The sequence below is a fragment of the Flavobacterium sp. PLA-DH12 genome, from assembly GCF_059511845.1.
In genome coordinates, this window is record NZ_JCAMPD010000001.1 from 396,433 (window position 1) to 408,898 (window position 12,466).

Sequence of the window (12,466 nt, forward strand, 5' to 3'; positions counted from 1 at the left end):
AAATTTATATTATTCAACTTTACACTTTCGGTTCCCAAATACCGTAATCTACTATCTATTATTACTAACTATTAATCATTTACTAACCTTAAAACTAAAAAAATGAAGAAATTCTTAAAATTAACCAGCGTATTATTTATTACAGCATTGGTGCTTAATTCTTGTGAAAAGGAACAAGAAGATGTAAATGCGCTTCAAACCGCTAAAAAAGAAGCCCAGCAAATTGCTAGTAAAGATACGCTTGCATCTAATTCTGTATTAGAAGGCAGTACAACAGCTAAAGGAACAGCTGGAGCAAGAACCATTACATTGCAAACTAATACATTATCTTGTCCTGGCGGTTTATGCACATCATACGGCGTTTGGTCTACGGGTGTCTATACTGTTTGGTTTCAAATGAAATTTAACAACGGATTTTATTGGAGCCGAGGTGGAAAATGTGGATATGGAATCTTAATTGGTGACCAAAACACAGGTGGTGACGCAGCATGGGACGGAAATGGCGGAAGTGCCAGATTTATGTGGTACTGCCCAAATGGATCTAACACAGCTAAAGGAAGTGGCGCTTATCTTCAGCCTTATGTGTATTACAGAGATCAGCCTGGACAATATGGCAATGATTTTGGAAAAAAATATTACATTCAAGAAGGTGTTACGTATAACTGCCAGATATCTGTTAAACTGAACACTGGATCAAATACAGACGGATACGTTAAATATTATGTGAATGGCACAGAAATATTAAATGAAAAAATTCGCTGGGTAACTAACGATGCTAAGCGAAATGTAAATGCTGTAAGTCTACACACTTTCCGTGGCGGAAGTCAAGATTATTGGACAGCTCCAGTTACAAGTTCTATTTATTATCCAAGCGCATCTTGGGATGCTCTATAATGTATAGACTTTAAAAACAATTTGGGCCGGAAAAATTAAACTCACAACTTCGATGCTTTTTATTATTTGCTAATAACAACATCGAAGTTGTTTTTACTTAGAGTTAAAGCTCTAATTCTTTTCTAAAACAAATACTGGTTTCGATGCCAGCATATTGTCCATAATTTTCAGTAACTGCGTAACCGCTTTTAGTATATAGTTTAACTGCTTCGACCTGCACATTACTGGTTTCCAAAACGGTCGCTGCATAACCTAATTCTTTTGCCCAGTTTTCAAGTTCATTTAAAATTTTATGTGCTATGCCTCTTCCTCTAAATTCTTCAGAAACAAACATACGTTTTACCTCAACAGATTCACTGTCAAATTGCTTTATGGCTCCGCAACCCACTGCAGTGCCGTTGACAAACGCAATAATAACATGCTTAATACTGTCCAATTTATTAAATTGATTAAAGTATTCCTGCATCTCCCCATTTCTGCTTGCTAAATTGGCATCCAATTCTACAATTAATTTTGAAAAATCTGCATTCTGAGAATTAGTTCTTTCGAGTTTCAAATCTTCTGTATATCCGTATATATTCATATCGATTAAATTTTGTTCACCCTTTCTGTAGTCTTTCTTTAAAAGTCCTTCGTATATAAACCCAGCGCGTTCAGCAACTTTAATACTTGCTATATTTTCCTCAGCAATTTTCATAAAAAGTCTATTAAACTTCTTTTCTGTAAAACACCAATTTTTAAATGCATTTAAGGCTTCTGCTCCGAAATTATTACCGCTATGCTGTTTAAATATAAAGTAGGCCAGTTCACCTTTAGGTATTTTCCAATCGATTTCTCTTACCGATATATGTCCTATAAGTTCCTTGTTTTCTTTTTTAAATATTCCACAAGCATAACTTTTATTCTCTTTCCAATCCAAATCTTTCTGCTCGAAATACTTTTTTGTTGATTCCAAGTTGTCATTAACCTTGATCATATTAGCGAAATAATCGTATAAATGATCGCTGTTATCATTTAAAGCATTTAAAAAGCGTTCTGAATCTTCCTGTTTATAAGGCTTTATTATAAGTCGTTTGGTTGTAATCATTATTTTGGTAATTTGTAAAGTAAGAAAGTAACGAATGCTCTTTCAGAAGATAAAACTAAACAAAAACCTTATGCTTAGAAATGCTATTTTTTTATTTGTTAATGCTTTTTTTGCATTACTATCATATTGATGCTAATCGGAATTAATTTAGATAGATGTTATTATCCTGCACTCTCTTCTTTTTCTTCAGGATCATAAAGCATAGCAGTACATAAACAGTTTTTTCTTTCTTTGCTCATTAAAATGGAACAGTTTACGCAGGATTTGCAGTTTTCCCAAAATGTGTTATCTGATGTTAATTCTGAAAAAGTAACGGGTTGAAATCCTAATTCGTGGTTCATTTTCATTACTGCAAGACCAGATGTTAAACTGAATATCTTGGCCGTGGGATACTTTTCGCGGCTAAGTTCAAATATTTTGTCTTTAATTTTTCTGGCAAGACCGGTATGACGAAATTCGGGTGCTACAATAAGGCCAGAATTTGATACGTAACGCCCGTTTTCATAAGAAGAAATAAAAGAAAAACCAGCCCATCTTCCGTCTGAAGCAAAGGCAATGACGGCTTCTCCCGTACTCATTTTCTTTTCGAGAAATTCTGGTGAACGACCTGAAATACCTGTTCCGCGGGCTATGGCAGACGATAAAGTAACCTCGCAAATTTGCTTGATCCAAAAAGTATGGATTGATCTGGCTTTTTCAATTATAAAATCAATTGGAGATTCAGCCTCTTGATCAGATGAAACTGCTTTATTACTTGGAGGCAAAATAGAGAAAAAGCTCTTTTTTGTCAGGTTTATATTTGGATTGATTATGGGATTTATAATTTTCATTGGTACTGTATTTCGTTTAATTAATAATAGTCAAAAGTGTAAAATTCATATGCGCAGTTTACACCATTTGAGCTATCAGAAAAACAGCTATAAAAAAGACAATGCTAAAAACCATTACATTAATAAACCGGTCTTTATTTTTCATTGATTTATTGGATACATATTCTTTTGTAATTTTCTTGCTTCGAGTTTTATCTGTTTTCATGTTATTGTTTTTTGGTTCTTATTTTCATCAGCAAAAACAAAGCACATGCCAAAACATTAAAAACTAAAACAACACATTAATTATCAACAACTTGAAGTAAATCCATTTTTAATCATGATACAAATACCTATCAAAATGAGAAGATGAGCATTTCAAAATGAGAATTAAATTCCATACGTTCCAATATTTAATATTCCGCTAGGAAAGCTCATAAATAAAAAAGCCTCAAATAGTACTATTTGAGGCTTTTCTGCGTATATTTTTATACAATTATCGCCAACCCAATGCAGGCGCAACGTGTTCTAAAATAGACGATAAAATATGTATGTTATAATCAACACCTAAAGTGTTTGGAATAGTCAACAACAATGTATCTGCTTCTTGAATCGCTTCATCTTGAGCTAATTCTTCGATCAATATATCAGGTTCGGCCGTATAGCTTTTACCAAAGATTGCTCTTTTATCTTGCTCGATATACCCGAAACTATCATTTCCCTTTGCCTGCCCACCAAAATAATATTTATCCTGATCGTTGACTAACGCAAAAATCGAACGACTAACAGAAACTCTCGCTTCACGCTGATGTCCTGCTTTTTTCCAAGCTTCTTTGTACAATCTTATCTGTTCTGCCTGTTGAACATGAAACGGCTTGCCATTTTCGTCATATTTAAGCGTAGAACTTTGAAGATGCATTCCGTTTTCGGCTGCCCAGATTGCTGTTGCATTTGAGGCTGCTCCCCACCAGATTCGCTCTCTCAATCCTTCAGAATGTGGTTCGATACGCAACAATCCTGGCGGATTTGGAAACATCGGGTACGGATTAGGTTCTGCAAATCCTTCTCCACTCAATTTATCCAAAAATTCTAAAGCTTTCTTACGTCCCATATCGGCATCGGTTTCACCAGCATCAGGTTCATAGCCAAAATAACGCCAACCATCAATAACTTGTTCTGGCGACCCTCTGCTTATTCCGAGTTGTAAACGTCCTTCTGATATCAAATCGGCAGCTCCAGCATCTTCAACCATATACATCGGGTTTTCATACCTCATATCGATAACTCCTGTTCCAATCTCTATTTTGTTCGTCTTAGCACCAACCGCCGAAAGCAGAGGAAAAGGTGAAGCTAACTGCTGTGCAAAATGATGCACACGAAAATAAGCGCCATCTATTCCTATTTCTTCAGCCGCAACTGCCAAATCGATAGATTGCAACAAGGTATCTGCTGCTGTACGAGTTTTGTATGATGGATGATTAGACCAATGCCCAAATGATAAAAATCCTATTTTCTTCATAATGGCTTCTATTTTTTTATTCTCTCAAATATACGCATAACTGAGAAGAAAAAGAAAACCATGTCTTTTTCTTGAAAAGGACATGGTTTTGCTCATTATATAAACTTTTAAAATAGACGATTTGCCTATCTACCTTTTTAGTTATTACTTAGTATCGACACTCAAAGGCGGAAGATCAACTTTCTTTTCATTCATCATTTTTTTCACTTGTTCGATTGTTCTATAACGCTCTATCTGCATTTCTCCAGTAAAAGTTTCACTCTGAGGCGCTCTTGGAGGTATTTTAGCATACGTTTTCATCAAATCGGCAATAGCTTGATTAAAAATGATAGCTGTCCATGTTTTCTCTGTCCAGCTGTTCATGAATAAATCATAACGCTCTTGTGGATCTTGCCATAAATTATAAATAGCAGGAACTGTCGCTACATAACTTTCATCTCCTCTCCAACCAAGCTGCTGTCCAGGTGCATCACTTCCGGCAATAGCACCATTATCTCCTCTGGTATTAAATACTGCTTTGAATTTTCCAATACGCACAGCTCCTGGCGATAATTCTGCTTCTGTAAAATAAAACCATTTATCACGAAGTGGTGTTCCTTTTTTAAATAACACATTAGACATATCATAACTGTCAAATACAATATCTACACCGGCTCTATCTTTTTTAGGAAGTTCTACACCAGCAAGACTTGCAAATGTTGCCATAAGATCCAGTCCGCCTACAATATCATGACTTTGGCTTCCTGCTTCAATTTGTCCCGGCCACCAAGCAATTGCAGGTACACGGCTACCTCCTTCTCTATCCGTTCCTTTTGTTCCTCTAAAAGGCGTATATCCAGAATCAGGATGCACATCTTGCCAAGCACCATTATCTACCGTGTATATTACGATAGTATTATCAGCAATACCTAAAGAACGAATCTTATCCATGATGCGCCCTACATTGTAATCCATCTCTACAACAGCATCTGAGTATTTGCTTTTACCTGGCGATTTGCCAACAAACTCTTTGGAAGGAAGATTAGGCTGATGGTTTTTAGCAAAGTTGATACACATAAAGAACGGATCTTTGCTTTTTCCATACTCATCAAGTTGTTTCAAATTGTTCTCAACCATCATCATATCTAGCTCGGCAATATTATCTTCTGTAACTTTGCTTACTTCACGTGCTTTTCCGCCTGCTTCACCTTCAAGTATACCGGTAGTTACCTTTTTAAAAAATGCTAACATTTCTGGAGACATCTCTGGATTCCAAGACTGAAAAGCATACGTATAAGCATTTAAATGATAAAGCACTACATTCTGCATTTTATCAAAACCGTGAGCTATAGGCATAGAATAATCTGCTTCTCCAAGGTGCCATTTTCCTGAAAAATAGGTTTTATAATTGGCTTTTTTAAGTACCGAAGCCAATGTCCATTCTTCTTTTGGTAATCCGCCTCCTTGTCCTTGAAAAGCAACAGTCGTCATTCCGCTTCGATTCGGAATACGCCCTGTTAGCATCGCAGCTCTTCCCGGAGTACAGCTAGGCTGTCCGTAAAAAGACCAAAACTGCATGCCCTCTTTTGCCATTCTGTCCAAGTTTGGTGTTGGCATTCCGCGTCCGACTCCTCCTCCGTAAACTCCTAAATCTCCCCAACCAGTATCATCAGAAATTACCATAATAATATTAGGTTTCTTCTTGGTTTGTCCGCTTACATTTCCAAGGAAAGTAAAACTAAGCAAACCTGCAAAAATTAGTTTTAAGGCATTTTTTTTCATGATTTTTTTAGGTTTTAATTATTTATATAGCTTGCTTTTAAGTCGCACGAAATCATGTGATTTTGTATATAATTCTTGAAGAATTCACATAAAAAAAACGACTTTTTTGAGGAAGTAAATTACAACTATTAGACAAGCCTTATTTTTTAAACAGGTTGCAAATTATAACTTGCAACAAGAATTATGAATGCTTTTTAACGATTGAGATACAACCGAAAATACTTTTACTATAACTCCATTTTCCAACATTAAACTTTCAAGTTTAATTTCTGTAGATATTCCATTATGCTATGATTGTCTGTTTATTGCACAAAAAAGTGCAGCTTGTTTTAGCAGTAAACCCTGTAAACATTGCGGCTTCATTTACACCCTCACTCTCTTTATTCTACACAAATAACTGATTTTCAACACCAAAACAATCAAAAATCACTGTATAAAGTTTCATTTTATTTTGTTGCAAATTATAATTTGAAACATCTACACCTTTCAATTTGTACAATTATTCTCAGTTTGTAGCCTATATTTGAGGGATGTAAAAAAAATCTGTTTTACAAGCCCTCCCCTTATCTTTCTCCTATTCCTTGATTTTCATAATCAATTATTGATATATATCTAAACTAAAAACAAATAATTATGGATTGGATTATTACTACATTAAAAGATTATCCCGAACTGGCAGTTTTTCTCACACTATCCTTAGGCTATTTTATCGGAAAATTTAAAATTGGAAGCTTCTCTCTAGGAACTGTCACCAGTGTTTTGCTTGTGGGAGTCTTAGTCGGACAATTAGACATTGTGATTTCTCCTAACGTAAAATCAGTCTTTTTTCTCATGTTTCTTTTTGCTGTAGGATATAGCGTTGGGCCTCAATTTTTTGGAGGTTTAAAAAAAGATGGACTGCCTCAAATGTTTTATGCAGCTATAGTATGTGTACTATGTTTAATATGTCCCTATCTAATAGGTAAAATTATGGGCTACGATATGGGCTTAACCTCTGGTATGCTCGCGGGTTCTCAAACCATATCTGCTGTTATTGGTGTTGCTTCAGACACCATCAATCAGCTCAATATACCGGCCGATCAAAAAACGGCTTTAATCAATAAAATTCCAGTCGCATACGCTGTAACCTATATTTTCGGAACAGCAGGTTCTGCTTGGCTATTGGCTTCTATCGGTCCAAAATTATTAGGTGGCAATTTAGTAGAAAAAGCAAAAGAACTTGAGATTCAGCTTGGAGGAGATGCCATTAGTGATGATCCAAGTATTGCCTCTGCTTATGATCGCGTAATATATAATGCCTATCAGATCGCTGCACATTCTTATGCGAACAACAAAACAGTTGCAGAAGTTGAAAACGAGCTCGAAAGAAATAACAGACGTTTATTTATACAGCGAATTCGAAGAGGAAAAGAAATTATAGATGCTACTCCAGAATTTGTAATTAAAGAAAATGATGTTGTTGCTTTAGGCGGAAGAAGAGAATACATGATGAACTATGTTGCGGTGAATGAAAAAGAAGTTCTAGATATCGAGCTTCTTAATTTCCCTGTAGAAGTATTAAGCATATTAATTGTAAAAAAAGAAGTCATAAACAAAACCATTGCCGATTTGCGTCATTTAAAATATATGCACGGTGTTGTGGTAAGATCTCTAAAACGATCAGGGATTCAGATGCCTATATTACCCAATACTGTTCTTCAAAAAGGAGATATGATCGAACTTATTGGCATTAAACGAGACGTAGATCAAGTAGCGACACATATTGGATATCCTGACCGCCCTACAAATACTACAGATATGGCTTTTGTAGGTTTAGGAATTGTATTGGGAGGATTGCTTGGCGCTCTGACGATTAAAGTTGGCGGAGTTCCAATAAGCCTTAGTACTAGTGGAGGTGCCTTAATATCTGGACTTTTCTTCGGGTGGCTAAGAGGACAGCATCCTACTTTTGGACGAATTCCAGAGCCTGCCTTGTGGATTATGAATAATGTTGGTTTGAACATTTTTATAGCCGTTGTGGGTATTACAGCGGGGCCAAGTTTTATTGTAGGTTTTCAGGAAGCTGGCTGGGGGCTTTTCATTGCTGGTGCAGCGGCAACCGCTATTCCGTTAATCCTAGCACTTTTTATCGGAAGATATATTTTCAAATTCCATCCTATTATAACCTTAGGATGCGCTGCTGGAGCAAGAACTACTACAGCGGCCTTGGGAGCTTTACAAGATGCTGTAAAAAGCAAAACCCCTGCATTGGGTTATACCGTGACCTATGCCGTTGGGAATACGCTGCTCATTATATGGGGCGTCGTCATTATTTTAATTATGAGTTAGTCGAATTTTTTATATAATCTCTAAACATTTTAGTTATGGCAATTGATATTTCAAAAATAAAAACATCAAGAGAGGTAGAAAAAACACTTCAGACCCTCAGTCCATTTGAAATTAAAAACGAATTAATTCATCTGGCAGAAGAAAGCGCGCTTAAATCGACAGCGATAACGCTTAATGCAGGAAGAGGAAACCCAAACTGGATTGCTACAGTTCCGAGAGAGGCTTTTTTCCTATTCGGACAATTTGCATTAGAAGAATGTCGTAATGTTATGGAAGAACAAGGCATTCTAGCAGGAATTGTACAGAACAAAAGCGGAGTCGCTTCTCGTTTTGAAGCATTTTTGGCTAAACACAAAGATAGTCCTGCTGCATCGCTTTTAGGGAAAACATATCATTATGGTATAGACAAACATGAGTTTGATGGTGATGCGTGGATTCGCGAATGGATAGAAGCTGTAATCGGATTTAACTATCCTGTCCCAGATCGTATGCTAAGTCAGATAGAAATTATTGTTCATGACTATTTGGTGCAGGAAATGTGTGGCGCAGGAAATGACAAAGGCAAGTTTGATATTTTTGCCGTTGAAGGTGGAACTGCCGCAATGTGTTATATTTTTGATTCGCTTATGCAAAATCACCTTACCGAACGCGGTGATAAAATAGCATTGCTTACTCCTACTTTTACCCCTTATATTGAAATTCCAGAATTAGATCGATACAAATTTGATGTCGTTTACGTAGAAGCAAGCGGCGTTGGCGAAAACGGATTCCATACTTGGCAATATCCAAATTCTGAGTTAGATAAGCTTAAAGACCCAGCGGTTAAAGTTGCTTTTGTGGTAAATCCGAGCAATCCGCCATCTTCTGCAATGAGTACTGATACACTTAATTATATTGCTGATATAGTAAAAAATCATAATCCTGGTTTGATGGTGATTACAGATGATGTTTATGGAACATTCGTTAATAATTTTAGATCATTAATGGCTATTATTCCACAAAATACGATCACAGTATATTCCTTCTCAAAATATTTTGGCTGTACAGGCTGGAGACTAGGAACAATTGCCATTCATCAGGACAATATTTTCGATAAAAAAATTGCCAATTTAAGTCCTGCTCACAAAAAAGAACTGCACGATCGTTATTCTTCTCTGACATTACAGCCAGAAAAAATCAAGTTTATTGACAGACTTGTTGCCGATAGCCGTCAAGTGGCTTTAAACCACACAGCAGGACTATCCTTGCCTCAGCAATTTCAAATGATGCTTTTCTCTGCATTTTGTTTATTAGATACTCAAGATGTATATAAAACGCTTACTCAATCTATTATCCAAAAACGTCTTAGCTTATTATGGGAAGGACTAGAAGTTCCAATTCTTGAAGATCCAATGCGTGCAGGATATTATTCTGAAATTGATGTTATGGTGGCTGCAAAACATTTTTACGGAGATGATTTTGCGAATTGGCTGAAAAAGAACTTTGAACCTGTTGATGTTTTATTCCGCTTAGCCGAAAAAACAGCGATTGTACTTTTAAATGGTGGCGGTTTTGCCGGGCCTGAATGGAGTATTAGAGTTTCGCTTGCCAATCTTCCAACAGATAGCTACTTAATTCTTGGAAAAAACATCCGTAAAATTTTAATGGAATATGTAACCAGCTGGGAGAACTCAACAAAGTAATAAAAGTTAAATTAAACACATCTGATCTATGAAAAATTTATTTACATTATTATTATCGGTTTTATTAGTAACAGGTATTTATGCTCAGAAATTACCTAGAATCAAGATACTTGCAACCGGAGGAACCATTGCGGGAAAAGGAGCTTCGGCAGACCGTTCTGCTTATAAAGCGGGAGAATTGCCGATAAAAGATTTGATCGCGGCCGTTCCGGGAATTGAAAAAGTTGCCGAAATTACAGGAGAACAGATTTCAAACGTAGGAAGTCAAGACATGACCGTAGATATCTGGATTAAGCTTAATAAAAGAATAAACGAAATTTATAAAAATAATGAAGCTGATGGTATTGTAATCACTCACGGAACCGACACACAGGAAGAAACAGCTTATTTTTTATCGTTAACCGTAAGATATGATAAGCCTGTAGTTATTACTGGCTCTATGCGTCCGGCAACAGCCATAAGCGCAGACGGTCCAAAAAACTTGTATGATGCGGTGACTTTAGCAGCTTCAAAACAAGCCGAACACAGCGGTGTTTTACTAGTATTTAATGAGTACATTTTGACTGGAAGAAATGCTGTAAAAACTAGTACAACGCACTTAAATGCCTTTACGGCTCCAAATAGTGGCCCGATCGGACAAGTTTATGATGGAAAAGTTACACTTTATGAAACTCCAGTTCGAAAAGCCAATAAAAATACCCCGTTTGATATTACAGGTTTAACCTCTTTACCTGAAGTAGCTGTTGTAGAATTATATGCTGATGCTCCTGCAACTGCATTAAATGCTTATGTGGCTTCTGGAGTAAAAGGAATTGTAACGGGCGGTCTTGGCAACGGAAATCTTAATAAAGTAAACTCAGATGCTGCAGTAGCAGCAATTAAAAAAGGAATCGTTGTGGCGAGAGCCTCAAGAGTTCCGTCAGGAAGGGTGACCTTATTTGATGAAACTGATGATCAAAAGCTTGGTACCATAGTCGCAGATGATTTAATTCCGCAAAAAGCGAGGATTCTATTAATGTTGGGGCTTACACAAACTACTGACAGTAAAAAACTCCAAGAATACTTCTTCGAGTATTAAACCAATTGAAATTGTAAACTATGCGTATCTTAACTTCAATAATTTTGGGCGTTTTTCTGGTGGCTGGCGCTTATGCACAACAGGAAAAACAGACTGATACCATCTTAAATCATAAAACACCATTGATAAAAGCAACCAAAGTTGATTTGCTCAATAATGTTGATTTAATTTTTAACACTCAATTAGGCTTTAATACCTATGTCGACGACGGAAAATATACTGGCAGTAAATTTGAAGTAAACCAGTTTAGATTGGAAGTAAAAGGAAAAGTCTATAAGGATAAAGTATTTTTTAGGTTTAGAGACCGTTATACTAAAGAAACCGAACCGCAATCTACAGATAACATCAGCAGTTCTACAGACTTGGCTTTTATTGGGTATAATATATCCAATAGAACCAGTATTGCTATCGGAAAAATGACAGCAAACTGGGGTGGTTATGAGTTTGACATGAATCCGATTGACATCTATCAATATAATGATATCGTAGATAATTCAGATAACTTTTTAACTGGAGTTCAAGTAAACTGGAAATTAAATGCCAATCACGTTTTTTCTGGTCAGATTTTAAATTCGAGAACAAAAACTTTCTCTGAACTGTATCAAAATGTACCCGATGTTGAAGAGGCAAAATTTCCTGCTGCATACGTCGGAAACTGGAACGGAAGCTTTTTAGACGGAAAATTTAAAACTATTTATAGTTTCAGTATTTTTCAGGAAGCCACAAAAAATGGAAAACCTGTAAATATGTATTATACAGCGTTAGGGAATCAGTTTAGAACCAAAAAATGGCTTTTTCAATATGATTTCAAATGGAGCAGCGAAGATCTAGATCGAACAGGAGTTGTGAGCAATATTATTCCAGACACTGTTTTAGATCATGCAGCAGAAAATGTGTATTATATTGAACATTGGCTTAGAACTGTATATTCTCTAAATGAACAGTGGAAACTTACAGTAATCGGAATGGTAAGCAAGGCTTCATGGAAAGAAATCCCTGATCCAAATGTGAGTTCAAACCGAATTCGTACCGCTTGGGGCGTTATTCCAACAGTAGAGTTTTATCCGATTAAAAACTTTAACTTGAAGTTTTTTGCCACTTATGTAGCTCGATGGTACGATTACAGTGATTATTCGAAAGCAAGCTTGGGACAATCTAATAACAATACTGGCAAAATTATGCTTGGTGTAATTTCTCCGTTAGTCGTGTTATAAAAATTTAAGTAACTAACTCAATTCAAAAGCTGGAGCAAATCGTAAAATATGATTTATTCCAGCTTTTTTTATTTGTTTTTATGAAGATTTAAAT

At 36.1% G+C, this 12,466-nt stretch carries 10 protein-coding genes; 5 read left to right on the plus strand and 5 right to left on the minus strand.

All coding sequences use genetic code 11. The annotated features are described in order from the left end of the window. Positions 1–102 precede the first annotated feature (102 nt). On the plus strand, positions 103–894 hold the full coding sequence (locus AC5ZCW_RS01725; protein ID WP_343544484.1) for a polysaccharide lyase: 792 nt from the start codon (positions 103–105) through the stop codon (positions 892–894). Positions 895–997: 103 nt separating this feature from the next. On the opposite strand, the gene AC5ZCW_RS01730 is transcribed toward AC5ZCW_RS01725, so the two are convergent. The 5 genes from AC5ZCW_RS01730 to AC5ZCW_RS01750 all read right to left on the minus strand — a co-directional run bounded on the left by AC5ZCW_RS01730 (position 998) and on the right by AC5ZCW_RS01750 (position 6,070). Next, positions 998–1,981 carry a GNAT family N-acetyltransferase gene (locus AC5ZCW_RS01730; protein ID WP_496117522.1) on the minus strand — a complete coding sequence of 328 codons (984 nt, stop codon included), beginning with the start codon at positions 1,979–1,981 and terminating at the stop codon, positions 998–1,000. A gap of 161 nt (positions 1,982–2,142) precedes the next feature. Continuing rightward, entirely contained in the window at positions 2,143–2,811 is a 669-nt protein-coding gene (locus AC5ZCW_RS01735) for a GNAT family N-acetyltransferase (RefSeq protein ID WP_496117523.1), read from the minus strand. Between the two features lie 58 nt (positions 2,812–2,869). Then, entirely contained in the window at positions 2,870–3,016 is a 147-nt protein-coding gene (locus AC5ZCW_RS01740) for a hypothetical protein (RefSeq protein WP_496117525.1), read from the minus strand. Positions 3,017–3,286: 270 nt separating this feature from the next. Further along, complete coding sequence (locus AC5ZCW_RS01745; RefSeq protein ID WP_496117526.1) at positions 3,287–4,309, minus strand: LLM class flavin-dependent oxidoreductase; 1,023 nt, start codon at positions 4,307–4,309, stop codon at positions 3,287–3,289. A gap of 144 nt (positions 4,310–4,453) precedes the next feature. Then, complete coding sequence (locus AC5ZCW_RS01750; protein WP_343544489.1) at positions 4,454–6,070, minus strand: arylsulfatase; 1,617 nt, start codon at positions 6,068–6,070, stop codon at positions 4,454–4,456. A gap of 633 nt (positions 6,071–6,703) precedes the next feature. On the opposite strand from AC5ZCW_RS01750, the gene aspT reads away from it, so the two are divergent. From aspT to AC5ZCW_RS01770, 4 genes are read left to right on the plus strand one after another with little or no spacing between them, the layout of a single operon-like run. After that, positions 6,704–8,398: an aspartate-alanine antiporter gene (gene aspT / locus AC5ZCW_RS01755; RefSeq protein WP_496117527.1), complete on the plus strand. Its 1,695-nt coding sequence runs from the start codon at positions 6,704–6,706 to the stop codon at positions 8,396–8,398. Positions 8,399–8,433: 35 nt separating this feature from the next. Then, entirely contained in the window at positions 8,434–10,080 is a 1,647-nt protein-coding gene (aspD, locus tag AC5ZCW_RS01760) for an aspartate 4-decarboxylase (RefSeq protein WP_177209752.1), read from the plus strand. Positions 10,081–10,108: 28 nt separating this feature from the next. Continuing rightward, positions 10,109–11,158: a type II asparaginase gene (locus AC5ZCW_RS01765; protein WP_343544491.1), complete on the plus strand. Its 1,050-nt coding sequence runs from the start codon at positions 10,109–10,111 to the stop codon at positions 11,156–11,158. Between the two features lie 20 nt (positions 11,159–11,178). Further along, entirely contained in the window at positions 11,179–12,372 is a 1,194-nt protein-coding gene (locus AC5ZCW_RS01770) for a porin (protein ID WP_281632413.1), read from the plus strand. The last annotated feature ends 94 nt before the right edge of the window (positions 12,373–12,466 follow it).